Source organism: Anabaena sp. FACHB-1391 (assembly GCF_014696755.1).
In the GTDB taxonomy this organism is placed as follows: Bacteria; Cyanobacteriota; Cyanobacteriia; order Cyanobacteriales; family Nostocaceae; genus Dolichospermum; species Dolichospermum planctonicum.
On sequence record NZ_JACJQS010000004.1, the window covers coordinates 44,932 to 62,693 of the forward strand.

The 17,762-nt window shown below is 37.5% G+C and carries 21 protein-coding genes; 4 read left to right on the forward strand and 17 right to left on the reverse strand.

Annotation, left to right across the window (positions count from 1 at the left end; all coding sequences use genetic code 11):
• The first annotated feature begins 202 nt into the window (after positions 1-202).
• On the forward strand, positions 203-2,293 hold the full coding sequence (locus H6F62_RS02945; RefSeq protein WP_190371303.1) for a TonB-dependent receptor: 2,091 nt from the start codon (positions 203-205) through the stop codon (positions 2,291-2,293).
• Positions 2,294-2,354: 61 nt separating this feature from the next.
• Here H6F62_RS02945 and H6F62_RS02950 read toward each other — a convergent pair whose 3' ends face one another.
• The 5 genes from H6F62_RS02950 to H6F62_RS02970 form a co-directional block, all read right to left on the reverse strand.
• Positions 2,355-3,137, reverse strand: a complete 783-nt coding sequence (locus H6F62_RS02950; RefSeq protein ID WP_190371304.1) for a Uma2 family endonuclease — start codon at positions 3,135-3,137, stop codon at positions 2,355-2,357.
• Between the two features lie 110 nt (positions 3,138-3,247).
• Entirely contained in the window at positions 3,248-3,514 is a 267-nt protein-coding gene (locus tag H6F62_RS02955; protein WP_190371305.1) for an NIL domain-containing protein, read from the reverse strand.
• A 70-nt stretch (positions 3,515-3,584) separates the two neighbouring features.
• Positions 3,585-4,424 (reverse strand): sulfate ABC transporter permease subunit CysW, encoded by an 840-nt coding sequence (gene cysW, locus H6F62_RS02960; protein WP_190371306.1) that lies wholly within the window; start codon positions 4,422-4,424, stop codon positions 3,585-3,587.
• Positions 4,411-5,274 (reverse strand): sulfate ABC transporter permease subunit CysT, encoded by an 864-nt coding sequence (gene cysT / locus H6F62_RS02965; protein ID WP_137908583.1) that lies wholly within the window; start codon positions 5,272-5,274, stop codon positions 4,411-4,413. Before cysT ends, cysW begins: the two co-directional genes overlap by 14 nt.
• A gap of 10 nt (positions 5,275-5,284) precedes the next feature.
• Positions 5,285-6,379: a sulfate ABC transporter substrate-binding protein gene (locus tag H6F62_RS02970; protein WP_190371307.1), complete on the reverse strand. Its 1,095-nt coding sequence runs from the start codon at positions 6,377-6,379 to the stop codon at positions 5,285-5,287.
• Between the two features lie 508 nt (positions 6,380-6,887).
• On the opposite strand from H6F62_RS02970, the gene H6F62_RS02975 reads away from it, so the two are divergent.
• Positions 6,888-7,952: a sulfate ABC transporter substrate-binding protein gene (locus H6F62_RS02975; protein WP_190371308.1), complete on the forward strand. Its 1,065-nt coding sequence runs from the start codon at positions 6,888-6,890 to the stop codon at positions 7,950-7,952.
• Between the two features lie 141 nt (positions 7,953-8,093).
• On the opposite strand, the gene H6F62_RS02980 is transcribed toward H6F62_RS02975, so the two are convergent.
• Genes H6F62_RS02980 through H6F62_RS02990 form a run of 3 tightly spaced genes read right to left on the reverse strand, consistent with a single transcriptional unit; the run spans position 8,094 to position 10,377 of the window.
• On the reverse strand, positions 8,094-8,867 hold the full coding sequence (locus H6F62_RS02980) for a class II glutamine amidotransferase (RefSeq protein WP_137908586.1): 774 nt from the start codon (positions 8,865-8,867) through the stop codon (positions 8,094-8,096).
• A 53-nt stretch (positions 8,868-8,920) separates the two neighbouring features.
• Positions 8,921-10,102, reverse strand: coding sequence for an acyl-CoA dehydrogenase family protein (locus tag H6F62_RS02985; protein WP_190371309.1), 1,182 nt, complete (start codon positions 10,100-10,102; stop codon positions 8,921-8,923).
• A 29-nt stretch (positions 10,103-10,131) separates the two neighbouring features.
• Positions 10,132-10,377 carry a hypothetical protein gene (locus H6F62_RS02990; RefSeq protein WP_028084617.1) on the reverse strand — a complete coding sequence of 82 codons (246 nt, stop codon included), beginning with the start codon at positions 10,375-10,377 and terminating at the stop codon, positions 10,132-10,134.
• Between the two features lie 278 nt (positions 10,378-10,655).
• Between H6F62_RS02990 and msrB the strand changes: the two genes are divergently transcribed.
• Both msrB and H6F62_RS03000 read left to right on the forward strand, forming a co-directional pair.
• Entirely contained in the window at positions 10,656-11,150 is a 495-nt protein-coding gene (gene msrB, locus H6F62_RS02995) for a peptide-methionine (R)-S-oxide reductase MsrB (RefSeq protein ID WP_137908588.1), read from the forward strand.
• 131 nt (positions 11,151-11,281) lie between these two features.
• Complete coding sequence (locus tag H6F62_RS03000; RefSeq protein WP_028084615.1) at positions 11,282-11,620, forward strand: hypothetical protein; 339 nt, start codon at positions 11,282-11,284, stop codon at positions 11,618-11,620.
• Positions 11,621-11,767: 147 nt separating this feature from the next.
• Here H6F62_RS03000 and H6F62_RS03005 read toward each other — a convergent pair whose 3' ends face one another.
• From H6F62_RS03005 to hemC, 9 genes are all read right to left on the reverse strand, one after another.
• Entirely contained in the window at positions 11,768-12,064 is a 297-nt protein-coding gene (locus H6F62_RS03005) for a hypothetical protein (protein WP_137908589.1), read from the reverse strand.
• A gap of 214 nt (positions 12,065-12,278) precedes the next feature.
• Entirely contained in the window at positions 12,279-13,367 is a 1,089-nt protein-coding gene (aroC, locus tag H6F62_RS03010) for a chorismate synthase (protein ID WP_137908590.1), read from the reverse strand.
• A 70-nt stretch (positions 13,368-13,437) separates the two neighbouring features.
• Positions 13,438-13,659 carry a type II toxin-antitoxin system HicA family toxin gene (locus H6F62_RS03015; RefSeq protein ID WP_190371310.1) on the reverse strand — a complete coding sequence of 74 codons (222 nt, stop codon included), beginning with the start codon at positions 13,657-13,659 and terminating at the stop codon, positions 13,438-13,440.
• Positions 13,656-13,874 carry a type II toxin-antitoxin system HicB family antitoxin gene (locus H6F62_RS03020; RefSeq protein ID WP_137908592.1) on the reverse strand — a complete coding sequence of 73 codons (219 nt, stop codon included), beginning with the start codon at positions 13,872-13,874 and terminating at the stop codon, positions 13,656-13,658. The genes H6F62_RS03015 and H6F62_RS03020 overlap by 4 nt, the downstream gene beginning before the upstream one ends.
• A gap of 73 nt (positions 13,875-13,947) precedes the next feature.
• Positions 13,948-14,157 carry a type II toxin-antitoxin system HicB family antitoxin gene (locus H6F62_RS03025; protein ID WP_137908593.1) on the reverse strand — a complete coding sequence of 70 codons (210 nt, stop codon included), beginning with the start codon at positions 14,155-14,157 and terminating at the stop codon, positions 13,948-13,950.
• 187 nt (positions 14,158-14,344) lie between these two features.
• Positions 14,345-14,809, reverse strand: coding sequence for an SMI1/KNR4 family protein (locus tag H6F62_RS03030; RefSeq protein WP_236097149.1), 465 nt, complete (start codon positions 14,807-14,809; stop codon positions 14,345-14,347).
• A gap of 14 nt (positions 14,810-14,823) precedes the next feature.
• A complete protein-coding gene (locus H6F62_RS03035; protein WP_190371311.1) occupies positions 14,824-15,216 on the reverse strand; it encodes a deaminase domain-containing protein in 393 nt (130 codons plus the stop codon).
• 94 nt (positions 15,217-15,310) lie between these two features.
• Entirely contained in the window at positions 15,311-16,726 is a 1,416-nt protein-coding gene (glgA, locus tag H6F62_RS03040) for a glycogen synthase GlgA (protein WP_190371312.1), read from the reverse strand.
• A gap of 44 nt (positions 16,727-16,770) precedes the next feature.
• Positions 16,771-17,739, reverse strand: a complete 969-nt coding sequence (gene hemC, locus H6F62_RS03045) for a hydroxymethylbilane synthase (protein WP_190371313.1) — start codon at positions 17,737-17,739, stop codon at positions 16,771-16,773.
• Positions 17,740-17,762: the final 23 nt, after the last annotated feature.

Sequence of the window (17,762 nt, forward strand, 5' to 3'; positions counted from 1 at the left end):
TTCAATAATTTCAGTGACCAAATGTGTGCTGTAATTTTCTATTAGTCCGCGTAGGCGGACTTGGTTTGTGTAGCAGTGACTTCTAGTCACCCTCTTATTTGCTAGATTAATTCAACTATGACAGCTTGTCTTTTGACACTGTTGCTATTAATAGGGAAAATTTCAATTAGTGATTGTTATTACCGGGTGTGAGTTGAGAAATATGAATAGAAAATTCTTTGTTTTACCAGTATCTTTGTTGAAATTATTAGTAGCATTTCCTTCTATAGCTGCTGATCATGAGCATAATAAAAATGCAGTCAAGTCAGATATTCCTAATTTAAATGAAATTGAATTACCCAGCACAAATGCTGAATTATTAACTCAACAACCAGGAGAGAATGAAGTTAAGACAGAACCCAATTCACCAAGAGATTTAACACCTACAAATGATCCAGATATATCTCTAGAAACGATTGGAGAAAAAGACATTCTTCCTGAATCTACTCCTACTTATGTAATTGAGAAAGAAGAAATTAAAAAACAGGGTGCAACTAGTGTTGCTGATGTTTTGAAAAAAATGCCCGGTTTTGCAATTAATAATGTGGGACATGGTGCAGATATTCACACAGGAACATATTATCGAGGAGCTTCCATTGAACAATCTGTATTTCTAATTAATGGTAGACCCATTAATACAAATATTAGTACCTATCATGGTGCAACAGATTTAAATAGCATTCCTGTGGAGGCTATTGAAAGAGTAGAGCTATATAGCGGTACTGCTTCTTCTTTATATGGTTCTTCAGCTTTTGGTGGACTTGTGAATATTATTACTAAAGCAGGTTATGGTAAACCTAAATTAACTGGAAGTTTAGAATTTGGCTCATTGAATCTAAATAATCAACAGTTAACTTATGGTGGTTCAACTAATAAGGTAAAATACAATTTTAGTTTTGAAAGGTTCTTTATAGATAACCGTTATCCTGTTCCTGTCGGGGCTGCAAATAGAGATAGTGAAGGAAAGTTATTTAATGCAGATACAGCTACCAGCACTTATTTTGGTAGTGTGGGTATAGATTTAGATCCTAAAAATTCTTTAAATTTAGATGTGACTACCCTCAGTAGCCGTCGGGGTTTAATTTATTTCGGTTTCCCCTTACAAAAAGATAGATTAGATCATGATGGTTTAAATGTTGGTTTATCTTGGAAAACTAAATTGGGTAAAGGGGAAGATTCCAATTTAACAACTACATTGGGTTACAATCGAGATTATTTTAGCACTTATGGACCAACGGGAGCGACATTTTACAGAACTGGAGTTTTAGATACACAACAATTCAAAACCAGGATAGATCATGAATGGAAACTCACTCAAAATAATCAATTGCGCTGGGGTTTAGACCTAAAAAATACCGATTTAATTGGCAATGTTTTGAGTACAGATCCTGCGAGAATTGCTAACAATGAAAGAGAAGATAGAAGCGTTTTAAATACAGCTTTATTCGCTGTTAATACCTGGAAAATTAGTGATACTTTCCAAATAGATTTAGGTGTAAGACAAAGCTTTGATAGTCAATTTGGTAGTTATTTTAATCCCAGTGGAGGTTTACGTTATACTGTTAATCCAACGGTAGCATTTCGTGGTAGTTGGTCTGGGGCGCAGCGCAATCCTGGGTTAGATCAATTATATGTTTTTGATACGGTTCATAATTGGAATCCTAACCCGGATTTAAAACCAGAAACTGGTTCTACTTGGACTGCGGGAGTAGATGTCAAATTCTCGGAAAAACTGTTAGGACAATTTACTTATTTTGGTAGTAGTTTAGATAATCGTTTGGGAGTAAATACTCAAACAAGAACATGGCAAAATATTGGTTTAGTTGATACCAATGGTTTAGAAACAGCATTGCAATTAAAAGTTAGTCGTAATTGGTCAACTTTTCTCAACTACACTTATACAGATGCTCAAATCAAAACTGGTACAGAAACAGGATTACAATTAGGGTTAATTCCCTATTCTTGGCTACAAACTGGCATTGGTTATCAAAAAGATGGATGGGAGGGTAATTTATATGCTACTTATAATAGTGGTTCTCGTCGTTCTATTTTTAATAACAATGATGCAGGACAAAAAAATACAGATTTTGCGCCATCTTTCTTTAATTTAGATTTTAGTGGCCGCATTCCTGTAAATAAAAATTTGGGACTAACTTTTTACCTAGAAAATATATTAGGTGAACAGTACGAACGAGTTAATCGAATTTATAGTCCTGGTTTTACTTTCCGTGTGGGTTTAAGTTCCAATTTATAAGATTTTGTTGATTTTGTTGGGTTGCGCTGTTGCTTAACCCAACCTACGATTTTACAGGGTTCTACGGTTCTGGCTCAATTCCCAATTCCCGCAATTTAGCAGCTAGTCTTTCTGCTCTTTGATGTTCTCTATCTGCTCTTTGTCTTTCCTCCTCCGCTCTTTGTCTTTCCTGTTCTGCTCTTTGGCGTTCTTGTTCTGCTTGTTCTGAACTCCACAGTAGTAAATTACCTGATTTATCCCACCAACGTAGCCAGTTCATGGTTTGTCCCAACCTTTCCCCAGACCAGATTCCCAGGTATAATTCCAATTGTGGAATCCATAGCCGCCCTTGATTATCTACTGGGTGTAAAATATATCTGCCATCTTGCAAATAACGGACTTCTAGACTACTATCATAGGGATCATAAGTCACATAAGTGGGTATTTGGAGAATCTGCTCGTAAAAATGCAGTTTACCATAGGGAGGTGTTGATCTAATGGATAGTTCTCCTCCCTCTGCTTCTGAGAGAAATTCCATCACAATTGTGACTGCTGCACCATCTGTATTAGGGGTATAACTACGACGAATTACCCCCTCTGGTACGGAATGTACTTGAGGAACATAAAACCAGTCTGGAGCTTTGACGACAATTTTTTTATTAACTGTTGCTACCAGCCCCAAATTCGAGCCAATGAGCATTTCTGGCTGGATATATCCTGAAGCTCCCAAAGCATCGGTTAAAGCCGCTGCGAGGGCGGGTTGTTGAATATTTTCCACAGGATCGTCAGGTAATATAAAATTAGCTGGTAGAGGTTCCCAGGTGATGGTTGTTTTAGCTTTGATAGACGGGGCTTCGAGTACCATTGTATTAACCTTCAACCCGAAATGAGAAATGTTTGTGCAAATTAACTACAGTATATCAAAGTTGAGCCATTACTATTAATTCTCATTACTATTACCAGCCTACAATTTTTTCACCAATCACTAATACTATTTTCATCCCAAACTTGTAATTTCAATTCTTGCAAATAATTTAACCCGTTTTCAATTTGTGCTTCTGTTCCTTGTAGGTCTAAATCAAACCAACCGTCACCTACAGCATTTTGTCCAAGAATTGCGGCTTTGATATTGACAGTTAATTTATATTCGGAAACTAGGCGAGAAATTACGGGTTCTTGATGATGATCTTGAGAAATTCTGACTCTAATTCTCTTATTTATCAAGGGATTTTCACTACTCATAACAACTCCTAAGATGTAATTTAATAGTTGAGTTATTACCCATTACCCATTACCCATTACTCATTACCGGTTATTCAACTTCTTTAATACGGGTTTTTCGTTCTATAATTTCCTTGAGTATCAAAGTAACAACCGCCAAAAGTGCCAAAATTACAGCAGCAGAAAAAGCCGCTTCGGTTTCATATTGTTTGTAAGCGTCTTCCACAAATAATGGTAAACTCTGGGTTGTATTAGCAATGTTACCAGAGACTACAGAAACTGCACCAAATTCGCCCATTGCTCTAGCATTTGTTAAGATTAAACCGTAGAGTAAACCCCAACGAATACTGGGTAAAGTGACTCGCCAAAAAATTTGCCAATCATTTGCACCTAATGTTCTGGCGGCTTCTTCTTGGTCTTTACCAAATTCCTCTAAAATAGGAATTACTTCTCTGGCCACAAAAGGCATACTCACAAAAGCCGTAGCCATTGCCATTCCCGGAAAAGCAAAGATGATTTTAATATCTAATGCTTCTAACCAAAGTCCAAACCAACCCTGTTTCCCGTACAATAAAACTATCATTAAACCGGCGACAACTGGGGAGATAGAAAAAGGTAAGTCAATGATACTGAGAACTATAGCACGTCCTGGGAATTTGTGCCGAGCGATCGCCCATGCTGCACATAAACCGAAAACTGCATTTAGAGGAATAGCAATTACAGCTAATAATAAAGTTAACCAAGCTGCGTGGAGAAATTCCGGTTTTGCCAGGTTAGATAAAAATGGTGCAGATCCCTTTTTTAAGGCTTCAAAAAAAACATTAATAGCGGGAATATATTGAACCAGAAATAAGTAGGAAATCGCTACACCAATTAAAATTGTTGGTACCCAACTTTGTTTTTTTCCCCTTTTAACTTTATCTATTGTCATATCTTCTTGCCCAAGCTTGTAAGAAATTAATTGCTAATAACAAAACCAAAGAAATTCCTAATAAAACCACACCAATTACAGTTGCACCAGCATAGTCATACTGTTCCAAACGTTGAAAAATTAACACAGGTGCAATCAAATCTTTATAGGGTGTATTAGAAGAAATAATTACTGTTGAACCGTATTCCCCAACTGCACGGGAAAAACCCAAAGCGACACCAGTTAAAATTGTCGGTAATAAAGGAGGTAAAATCACTTTCCAGAAAGTTTGCCATTGAGAAGCACCTAAGCTCCAAGCCGCTTCTTCAATTTCTGCCTCCATTTCCTGAAGTACAGGTTGTACAGTCCGCACCACAAAGGGTAAGGATATAAATACCATGGCCACTGCTACACCCAAACGGGTAAAGGATACTTTAATGCCCATTGGTGCTAACAGTGAACCCAACCAGCCATTATCACTATAAACTGTTGCCAGTGTTAAACCTGCTACGGATGTTGGTAATGCAAAAGGTAAATCTACTGTAGCATCAATAATCCGTTTAAAAGGAAAATCGTACCGCACTAATACCCAAGCAATCAAAGTTCCAAACACGCCATTAAGTAAAGCAGCTAATAAAGACGTAACAAAAGTTACATTATAGGTAGCCAATGCTAAGTCACTAGTGGCAATTTCCCAAAACTTTGCTGGTGACTCTGTACTGGCTTTGAGAAACATGGCGACAATGGGAATAAATAACATGATAGTTAAATATCCCAAAGTAATTCGCCAAGTCCAGGGAAGATGAATTAAATTATTTAAAAACACCTTCCCAGGTTGAATATTAGTTGTTACACCAGAAGATAGGTTCATAACTCAAAAATTACCGTTTATTCTTAGCTTGAATTTTATCAAAAATAGCTCCTTCAGCAAAGAATTTTTTCTGAATGGCTTCCCAACCACCTAATTCTTGAACTGTACTCAAAGTTTTTATGGGCGGATATTTGTCCGCAAACGCCTTATTTTTAGCCACTGTTTCATTTACAGGACGAAATCCCACTTTTGCAAATTCCTCTTGTGCTTCGGGAGTAAACAAGTATTTAACAAAAGCTTCTGCTACTTCACGATTATCGTGTTTATCAACATTTTTATCAACAATAGCAACGGGATTATCAATGGAAATATTCACATCAGGAAGAATATAATTAGTTTTTTCACCCTTGTCTTGGGCTAAAACAATTTCATTCTCATAATTGATTAAAGCATCACCTTGGCCTTGTTTAAAAAATGCGTCTGTAGCTTCACGAGCATCTTTAGTTAAGACAGGGACATTTTTATAAACTTTAGTCACAAACTCCGTTGCTTTTGCTTCGTCTCCACCTGTTTTAATTACTGAATTCCAAAGTGCTAAAAAATTCCACCGCGCTACTCCAGAAGTTTTAGGATCTGCGGTAATTAATTTAACATCATTTCTCGCTAAATCAGCCCAGTTATTGATAGCTTTGGGATTACCTTCACGAGTTACTAAAGCTGCAACAGATTTAGTCACAATACTGTCATTAGGAAATTCTTTTTCCCACCCAGGCTGAATTAATCCCGCTTTTTCAATTTTTTGCGTATCTAAAGCTAGTGCTAGATGAACAATATCGGCTTCTAACCCATCAACTACAGCCCTAGTTTGCGAACCTGAACCACCGTAGCTTTGCTTAAAAACCACAGTTTGGTTATGTTCCTGTTGCCATTTTTTCACAAATTTGGGAATAATCGCTGCGTGAGCAGTTTTTGTGACTGCAAATGATACAATAGTTAGTTCTACATTGCCTTTTTTATCTGGTGAATTACTGCTTTTTGTCCCAGAGCAAGCAGCGAGAGATATACTCAATAGAGTTCCTACTAAAAAAAGTGATACAAAGCTTTTGAGGGAATTTGCTCTCCAGGTCTGTTGCTGTATTTTTAGTAATTTATACCACAAATTCATCTTTTCTCCTTTAATTAATCTCTTTGAATTTTGCTAAAGCGCAAGATTTTAATTACAAGCCCTTTGCAGGTATTTAGTAATCAATACCAGGTAAAACTGCATATTGACGATAGGGAATAGGGAGATTTTAGCAGTATGTGGGACAAATGACAACATCTTTAATTGTCAGGTATCAATTTCTGATCATCTTGATTCTGATTTATCAATCAGAATTGCTTAATAAGTTTTTATTTTAAACACTTATGACTAATAAATACTCGAAAATATATTTAGAGTTTAAATTGCTTAGAAATATTTAAGCAATTTAATTATTATTATAACTTATTAAAATTATTTGCAATATATAATACATACAATACCCGATAGGAAAATGATTATTTTTAAGTGTAAAAACTATTGATTTTATTTATTGTATCTGATATGCTCTTTCCTGAGAAACAAATACGATATTCCGACAGGGATATCGCAGATTATATTAATACCCAGTTAACACTCAGTTAAGGACACCATGACAAATAATTCTGTAACAACAAAGCCATTATTTCCCGCTTTATTCTTAGCAACTGGTTTAAGTATCAGGACAATTTTACCTGTATTCGCAAATACAACCCAGAAAACGCAAATAATCAGTCAAAGTGGTAAAAAAGTAGAAATTACCTTAGTCACCTATGCTGTTACCAAGGCTGCTTACTCGAAAATTATTCCCGATTTTGTAGCAAAATGGAAAAGAGAAAAAGGCCAAGATGTGATCATTCGTGAAAGTTACGGTGGTTCGGGTTCTCAAACCCGCGCTGTCATTGATGGTTTAGGTGCAGATGTGGTAGCATTGGCATTGGCTGGGGACATTAAAAAAATTGAACAAGCCGGTTTAATTCAACCAGGTTGGGAGAAGGAAGCTCCAAATAATGCCATTGTTACCCGCTCAGTAGTTGCTTTAGAAACTCGCGCAGGTAATCCGAAAAATATCAAGACTTGGGCTGATTTAACTAAACCTAATGTTAAAATTGTCACTGCAAACCCAAAAACATCTGGTGGTGCTAAATGGAACTTTCTAGCTTTGTGGGGTGCTGTGGTGAAAAATGGCGGAAATGAAAGCCAGGCTTTGAAATTCGTGACTAATGTGTTTAAAAATGTGATTGTATTACCCAAAGATGCACGAGAATCTAGTGATGCTTTTTACAAAAAAGGGCAGGGTGATGTATTATTAAACTATGAAAACGAAGTCATTTTAGCCGCACAACAGGGAAAAACAGATACTTCTTACATAGTTCCTCCAGTAAATATTTCTATAGATGCACCTGTGGCAGTTGTGGATAAAAATGTGGATAAACATGGAAATCGTGAAGTTGCTGAAGCTTTTGTTAAGTTCTTATTTACTCCTCAAGCACAGAGGGAATTTACTAAGGTTGGTTTTCGTCCAGTTGATTCTACTGTGTCCAAAGAAGTACAGAATAAATTCCCTAAGATTGTCAAACTATATACTGTAGATAGTCTAGGGGGTTGGAATGGTGTCCAGAAGAAGTTCTTTGCAGATAGTGCTATCTTTGACAAAATTCAAAGTGGACGACGCTAAATATACCAGATTGTAATTTAATGCCGGAATCAAAAAGAGGGGTTGCTGTTTTCGTTTATCCCTCTTCTTGTCCATGTTCTCAAAATGAAAATCACATATATAGGGGATAAATCAGCATTATTGAGAAATATCGAGTTAAATCTAGATATTTCGTAGTGGTAAACCATCCTCAAATACTAGTAATTCTCCCGGTTGAATGGGTGTCCAAACTTCATTATCCGTAAGTGGTGTAGTGACAATCACAGCAACGCGATCGCTTGGTGTAGTCAATTCACTAAAATCTACAGTCATTTCTTCATCAATTAAGTGAGCGGCCGCAAAGGGTGCTTGTCTAATAATGTAACAAAGTTTAGTTGAACAATGGGTAAAAAAGTGATCCCCATCTGAGAGTATATAGTTAAAAGATCCACAAGCTGCTATTTCCTTGGTAATTGTCTGTAATGTGTGGTAAAGTTCTCCTAAGGGTGGTTTTCCTTGGGGGTAATGCGATCGCAAAGTATTAAGGATTAAGCAAAACGCTCTTTCACTGTCAGTAGTACCCACAGGTTGAAAAATACCGTTGTTTTCTGGGTAAAAATCTGGTAAATTACCATTATGAGCAAATACCCAATATCTTCCCCAAAGTTCTCGACGGAAAGGGTGACAGTTTTCTAGGGCTATTTCCCCTTGAGTAGCTTTACGAATATGGGCGATAACATGAGTAGAATGAATGGGATACTGACGGATAAACTCAGCAATTGGTGAGGCTATAGAAGCTTCAGCATCTAGAAAAATCCGACATCCTTTCCCTTCAAAAAAAGCAATTCCCCAACCGTCGCTATGTTCATCTGTTTTTCCCCCCCGTGCGGAGAATCCTTCAAAGGAAAAGCAAATGTCTGTGGGTACGTTGCAGTTCATTCCTAGAAGTTGGCACATTAGCGTTGTACTTCTGATTGTAAACTCAAGAATAACATTAAAAAAAATTAAAATTAATAAGCACCAGTTTGGGGAAATTCATCATTCAAAGCCCATTTACCAATTTCCCGCAGTCTATAATCAACCGGATCATGAAGTGTAAAAGTACGCATATTTCGCCAATAACGATCAAAGCCATATTTTTGACCCGTAGAGGATGCGCCCATAACTTCAAAAATGCGGTTGGTAATGTCTAAACCTACTTTGGTTGCTGCAACTTTAGCAGTATTCACAGCTATCATACATTCTCCCCTTTGTGTTGGGGTGAGGTTGTGTTCTTTTTCCCAAGCTGCTTGTAGTAATTCTATGGCTTGGTTAACTAAGGCCTTTACTCCTTGTAAGTCTACCCACATAGTACCATAGTGGTGAAGAATAAAAGGATCTTTAGTAACACATTCCACCTCTGATGTCAACCAAGGTTTTTTACGATTTTGAGTATAATTTTTAGCTGATGCAAAAGCACCCTCAGCAATACCTAAGTAAATATTAGCCAGGTTGAGTTGAGTTATACAAGAACGAATAGTAGTAAAAATAGAATTTTGGTTGTATCTAGCACCAATTATTTCCTGGGGATAAACAATCACATTGTCAAAGTTGATATTACCGCTATCAGTTTGGCGTTGTCCCATGCTATCCCAATCAGTATGAATTTTTACTCCTTGTCTCCGACTGGGAATGACTAAAATAATTAATTCTCCCGTTGTTTGATCAATAGCTGAAAGTGGTAAAATATCAGAATCTACGGAACCGGAACAAAAGCTTTTACTACCATTAAGTAAAAAATGATTTTCCTGTGCTGTAATAACTGCTCTTTTGTCTCTAGGGTTAAGAGCATTACACCAAAACCAATTATGATTAACGGTTTCGCTATAGTAATATTGTTTCTGCTCAATTGTACCAAAGATATGGGGAATAACTACCCCAATTTGGTGATATGAGAAAACATGAGCTAAGGAGCTATCAACTTTAGCAAATTCCCGAATTATTTTGAATGTAGTTATCCAGTTTGCGCCAATTCCTCCATATTCTTTAGGGATAATCAGCTTGAGTAGGTTACTTTGTCGCAAACTATCCCGTTCTTGTTTTGGTGTACCTCCTTGAGCATCTCTTTCTATGGCAGTTTGGGCAAATTCCGCTGCTAAAGACTGAGCTAAAACAATGTAATCTTTGACTTCTAATTCAAAATCATTTCCCATTAATCTCAAAACCTACTTATGAAAAATCTTTATTCAATTTCTAACTGTTTTTTAGCCTGTTTTAATTGTTTCCACAAACTATGAATTTGTTTGTAAGCCTCCTGTGGAGATATTTTACCACCTGTTTGTAAATTACAAATATAATTTACCCGTTGAGCAAATTCTTGGAGATTAGCATTAAAAACTAAATATTCCGGTTTAAACTGACCGTAATAGGAACTGCGAGGGTAAAGAAAATCACATATCTCAGATAGTAAATCAGATTCTTGTCTCATGGTAATTTCTTGATTTGTAATCAATATTCGATTATCAGTAGTCGTGATTAGGTAGAGATACAAACTTGACATTTTACGGACTTTGGGTTGTAAAGCCCGATAATCCGATAGAGATAGAGTAGTTTGAAAATTTATTTTACGAGCATTACATATTTTTCTGAATTAGGCAAGACATTTTTAGGGAATATTTGGCAATTTATCGGGGAGAATTAAGAAACTTGCTAGAGTTGGTTAGGGTAGGAAAAGAAAAATAGCAAATAATAGCAAATAATAGGTTTATGGACAAACGTTATTTTTTGCAAATGGGTGCCGTATTAGTCGGTACAGCCTTTTTTTCCCGTTATATCAATTGGAGTTCAGAAACAATGGCACTTTCTAATACAGAGTTTGCAGTTACTAAGACTGAGGAAGAGTGGAAGAGTATCCTGACACCAGAACAGTTTCGGGTGTTGCGGAAACATGGTACAGAACCTCCCCATACCAGTCCCTTGGATAAGCAATATGAACCTGGTACTTATGTCTGTGCTGGTTGTGGACAAGCTTTGTTTACTTCAGAGACTAAATTTAATAGTGGTACTGGTTGGCCGAGCTTTTTTAAGCCAATTGAGGGAGCAATTGCTACGACTACAGACAGGTCATTTTTTATGACCAGAACTGAGGTGCATTGCAGTAATTGTGGTGGACATTTAGGCCATGTATTCAATGATGGTCCTAAACCAACCGGCTTGCGCTACTGTATGAATGGTGTATCATTACAGTTTACACCTGCGTAGGTTAGGAATTTTCGCAAGGGGTAATTCCATAGATAAAACCCCTTGTGTGATTCTATCAAAAGCAGGAAATTATAATATAGCAGGTAGTATTTAGATGAAATTCTTGAACCGAAATCAGTAAGGATTAAATAATGCAAGTTCTCAAAAGATCAATCAAGCCAGAAAGCTATATATCATTTCTGTACACCTACCAAACTACTTGGGGAACTGCTGGTGATATTTGTTTAGTTCGTGAAACCGTAGCTAAATCCAGCGGGGCGAAATTTGTAGGCCGGAGAATCCAATTAGCTATTCCCAAGGGAATGGAACGTGATTACGTAGTGAATATCCCGGTCATAAAAATTGCAGGTCATGTGGGTGAGGGACATCCTAAAGACCCGCATTCGGAATGGGAGGCTTATGATGGTATAGATCCAGAATTAGCAACTACTGTTTTGAAAATTTGGGGTTTTAAATTGGTTGAATTGTAGGGGGTTTTAGCTTAAACATTGTCATGTTTGAGCTTAACTTACTGGATTTCCGTGTATTATCTGAATTTTCCTGTGAGAATAAAATCCAATCAAAATATGATTTAAAGTTTCTCCCTTTTAAAACATCCTTGAAAGGATGAAAATGGATTATTCCCAGGTAGCTACATTTCGCAGCAAATTAGGAATTTCACCCTGTGATAAAGGAAACTCTAAAATTGTTTCTCGATAACCCAAATATCCTGATTCAGTAAAAGATAAAAGCATTCTTTCTAGTGCCAGCCAAACTTCTGATTCGTATTCCCAATCATGATAACGTTTAGCACGACCAGCAATGGAACGTAACGCCCAAAAGTAGGAATTTCTAACTACCGAACCGCCTTTTTTAAATTCTGGTACATCTTCCTTGTGAATAAATAAAATGTTATTTTCAATTCTCGATCTCATAGATACAATATAGGAATATAGATAAAGCCACAGAATATAGATAAAGCCACACTGTGATATTATCATAAACTAAAATCCACCTAATTTACATATTGGGGCGGGCAGGGATGCCCACCCCACAAGAATGTTATTTTTTATTGTTCTGTTTTTTCAGATAATTTTTAGCCCAAGCATAACGGTATGAATCTTTTTCAAAAGAAATTCTTATGATCTATTACAATACTTTACATTGTCCATAATGACGTAAGAGATGATCACATAAAACTAAGGCCACCATAGCATCAACCATAGGTACAGCGCGAGGTAAAACACAAGGATCATGTCTACCTTTTCCTGCTAAAACTGTTTCTTCACCTTCTTTTGTGACGGTTTTTTGTTCTTTTCTAATAGTGGCTGTTGGTTTAAAAGCCACTCTGATAATGATATTTTCGCCGTTAGAAATTCCCCCTTGAATCCCTCCAGAACGATTAGTTACTGTTCTAATTTCCCCATTTTCATCAATATAAAATTCGTCGTTATGTTCAAAACCTGTTAACAAAGTTCCGTCAAAACCTGAACCGATTTCAAAACCTTTACTAGCAGGAAGTGACATGACTGCTTTTGCTAAATCTGCTTCTAATTTATCAAAAACTGGTTCTCCTAAACCTTTGGGAACATTTCGCACTACACATTCAACCACACCACCAATAGAATTACCATCTCGACCGGTTTGTTCTATTAATGAAATCATGGTATTAGCAATTTCTCTATCTGGACAACGGACAATATTGCTTTCTACATCCGCTAAAGTGACCGTATTCGTATCTACTACGCCTTGTAAATCTTTAATGCGCTTGACATAGGCGATAACTTCTACATTTGCAACTTGATGTAAAATCTTTTTAGCGATCGCACCAGCAGCCACTCTACCTATTGTCTCACGGGCTGACGACCTTCCGCCACCTTGCCAATTTCTCAAGCCATATTTAGCATCATAGGTAGCATCTGCATGAGAAGGGCGGTATTTTTGCGCCATTTCATCGTAGTCTTGGGAACGGGTATCTTTATTTCTGACTAAGATAGCTATGGGTGTTCCCAGCGTTTTCCCCTCAAACACCCCAGATAATATCTCACAGGTGTCTGCTTCTTTGCGGGGGGTGGTGATTTTACTTTGTCCTGGCCGTCTTCTATCGAGTTCAAATTGAATTTCCTCTGGGGAAATTTCCAGTTGTGGGGGACAACCATCAATTATAACGCCCACACCGCCGCCGTGAGATTCGCCAAAAGTCGTAATTCGGAAAAGATGACCAAAAGTGTTACCCATGATGTTGAGGAAATACAGACTGGAATCTGTATTTTACACGGAGTTGCACCAGAATATCTTTGTTAGTACATCACAATAATTCAATAAATTCATCTACACTTAAACCCGCTTGTCGAATAATTCCACGTAAAGTACCTCTATCTAGTTCTTTGTAATCTGGTACGGATATAGTGGTTCTTGGTTCTTCACAAACCAGTATAATGTGACTTCCTCTTTGTCTATCCACAACAAAGCCGATTTTTTCTAGTGCTTTCACACACTCTAAACCTGAGATAATAGGTAATTTACTCACACCAGCACTACCTCAACCGTATCGTCTGGAATAGGTTCACCCCTATCTTGCAAAACTTCAATGTAGAGAGATATTGCCTCTTCTATATTAGCTAAAGCTTCCTCACGGGTTTTACCCTGACTGATACAACCGGGTAAACTTGGTACTTCGACAACAAAATACCCATCTTCACCATGAGATAACAGCACTTTCCGTTGAGATTTTATTGTTACCATAGTTCAAGCTTTTTCTCCATGAAATAACAAACCTAGTAGAACCTAATATCTTTGGATTATCAACATGAAATCATCATGAAATCATAGTTAATATTTCTTTTTGCTGAAGTGCTTGTTTCTCAAACTCTGATAATGTTTCTATATATAATTCAACAGCTTCCTTGATATTTGCCTGTACTGATTCTAAAGAATCACCTTCAGATTGACACCCAGGAAGTTCAGGACAATAAGCATAATACTCATGTTCATCTTTTTCAATAACAATACTAACTTTATAGGACATAAGTAAGTTTCGTTTGTTGATTAATAATTGGCTATTATATCATATTTATTCATAAATAATAGTATAGATTCACCTCTATCTTGCTTGCAAAACTATAAAAATTTCCATCCTGGAAATCCTTAAATCCTGGACATCCTGATTCTGACAAAAAAACTTTGAACCATAATTTTGTTTATCTAGCTAATATCTAACTTGCTAAAAGCATCAAAGACTTTAAATAAAGATTGATTTCCACAGATAGAAAGTCACTAAACTGATCATGACTTTTGATAAAATAAGCCTCTTCTTGTCCTTCACAATATGAATAAGTTGGCGGGTTATCACCTTCTGAAAGTCTGAAAAAGCTGAACTGATATCCCTGGTGCATGAAAAATACAAAAGCATCCTCTGGTAAAGTCTGAGGAAAATCATTTTCTACTAAAAGTTGTTTAGCCCATTCTTGAATTTGTGACAAATGCTGATAAAAGCAATCTGAACCACGTAAAAACTTACCTGCCCCATGTCCCATTATCTTGAGAAAGTCTTTGTAAGTGCTGGGTAGATTAATACCTTGTTGTCGTTCAAGTTGAATTATTTCCAAATCTGAACATGACAAAGGATGATTCTCGTTAAAAATAAGCTTAAATTGTTCGGGTAAATTGCAAATTGACATTTCTACCGACTCCTTTATGCAATGTTTCCGTGATATACATTTAGCTGAATGTTCGGGAAAGTTTGCCTAAATTGCTTCATGACATACTCACACGAATCACATGACTCTCTTTCTGTAAATAATTCAATTTTACCCTTTACTTCTCTATTATTTGTATATTTTTCGGCTATCGCTTCTAATATTTTGTACTCCGAGTCTAAGTCTCTTCGGTGTCCACCAACATCAAAGTCTTGAAACATCGGTTGATTAGGTAAACCAACTGCTCCTTCTCGCAACAGCTTACCACTAAAAGCAAATAGCTCAGAAAACGTCTCATCTACCCATACTCTAGCAATAGCAACATTTCGGGCTGGTGCTGGCACGTTACAAATTTTGCGAATTTCTGCGACGCGCTCTAACCAATCCATCTTTTTTCAATTCTATACTATCGTGTATTAAAAAGGGGCATTCCAGATAAATACCCCATTAAAATTATTTAAAATTCCAACTTTCTACAACACCTTAAACAGTTTCTGCTGTTATTTCCGCTTCTGGTTCTATGTCTGGTAAACCATAGATAGAACGATAGAGTTTATCATACTCTTTAGCAGATTGATACCAACTGAAGTTTTGACTCATTCCCCGTTTTTGTAATTCCCTCCATTGGGGTTTGAAACGGAAACCTTCCCAAGCGCGTATCATACAAGTAAATAGGTCTAGTGGTTCATACCTGTCAAAGCAATAACCTGTACCTGCTTCGTTGACTGGATCATAGTGGCTGACGGTATCAACTAATCCCCCTGTACGACGAACAATAGGAACACAACCGTAACGCAAAGCCATCATTTGACTGATACCGCAGGGTTCAAAGCGACTAGGCATTAAGAAGGCATCTGTACCAGCGTAAATGCGACGAGAAAGGGCATCATTATACAGTAGGTAAGTGGACATACGTCCAGAATAGCGGGATGCAAGTTGCCACATTTGGGTTTCATAATAGCGATCGCCTGTTCCCAATAAGACAAACTGAGCATCCGTATAAGCCATAAATCGGTCAAGGATTTGTAATACTAAATCCATGCCTTTTTGTTCTACCAACCTTGTCACCATACCAATTAAAAAGGCATTAGAATTAACTTCTAAACCCATTTCTTCTTGCAGGGATATTTTATTAGCTTTACGTTGATCAAGGGTATCTATGGTAAAGTTTTGAGGAATGTATTTATCATTAGCGGGATCATAAATATCGGTATCTATGCCGTTGATTATCCCTGATAATTTACCACTAATAAAAGATAATAACCCTTCTATTTCTTCACCATAGGCAGGGGTTTTTATCTGTTCAGCATAGGTAGGAGAAACTGTATTTACTTTATCAGCAAACTGGACGGCTGCGGCCATGGTGTTATGTCCTTGCATATACCAGGGACACCAAGTAATTTTCTCTAAATACCACCGCCATGGTCCTTGATAAGCCAGGTTATGAATGGTGAAAACACTGGTTATATCTGGAGATTGATTTAACCACACGGGTAACATTCCTGTGTGCCAATCATGACAGTGGACAATTTCCGGTTTCCAATAATTCCAGCAAAATTCCGCCGCACCATTGGCAAAGAAGGTAAATCTCCAATCTTCATCTTCCCCACCATAAATCCGCCGAGGTAGAAAAACTGGATGTCCGAATAAATACAAAGGAATATCAGTTCCAGGGAGTACACTTTCGTAAACTGAAAAATCCTGAAACATGGCAGAGCCTTTCCAGATAGGTTCTTCAGGAACGACCATTTTATCAGGAACAAAGCCATAATAAGGCAAGAATATCCGTACATCATGACCCATTTGTCTCAAGAACTTGGGTAATGCACCTACAACATCCCCCATGCCACCAACTTTGGCAATGGGAGCAGCTTCTGCTGCTACAAATAAAATTCGCATATTTTTGTCAGTTATCAGTTGTCAGTTGTCAATTGTCAATTATCTTATGAGCCTCGTTGAATCTCGGTAAAGATTTGTTCCAAGATTTCTGTAGCCCCCTGTTGTCGCAAAATATCGGCTAATTCGGCCCCTAATTTTTCAGCATCAGTCGCCGCACCAGTGACTATATTCTGAACAATTTTCTGACCATCAACGCTGGCGACAAGTCCTTTTAATGTTAATTTATCATTAATTATTTCAGTATTTACACCAATAGGGACTTGACAGCCACCTTCTAAAACTCGTAAAAATGATCTTTCTGCTAAACAGCGATCGCGTGTTTGCGGGTGTTCAATAGCTTTAAGTAAGGTAATTACTTCGGTATCATCCGCGCGGCATTCTATCCCCAAAGCACCTTGTCCGACGGCATGGAGGGAGATTTCTGGTGAGAGAATTTGATGAATGCGATCGCTCATTTCCAGTCTTTCTAAACCGGCTACTGCTAAAATTAGAGCATCATATTCACCAGCATCCAGTTTTGCCATGCGTGTAATCAAATTACCCCGAATATCCCTAAATGTAAAATGGGGGAATTTATGGCGCAATTGTGCCAACCGTCGCAGGGAAGAAGTGCCAATTACCGCACCTGCGGGTAAAGTCTCAAGTTTTTCACCTTTATGCTTTTCGTGCAGTACCACCGCGTCTGCGGGGTTTTCCCGCTCTGTAATTGCGGCCAGTGTCAAACCTGGTGGTAAATTGGTTGGGAGGTCTTTGAGAGAATGGACAGCAAAATCAATCTCTTTATTGATCATGCCCAATTCCAGTTCTTTGGTAAATAGTCCTTTATCGCCAATTTTAGCCAATGCTACGTCGAGGATTTTGTCTCCTTGGGTAGACATGGTATGAACTTCAAAAGTAATGTCGGGAAAGCTTTTCTGGAGTTGGGCTTGTACCCAGTATGTTTGAACTAGAGCTAATTGGCTTTTACGTGAACCAATGCGAATAGTGCGCGGAGGACTAGAAACTGAGGTCATAAAACTATTTTGTCAAACCAGGC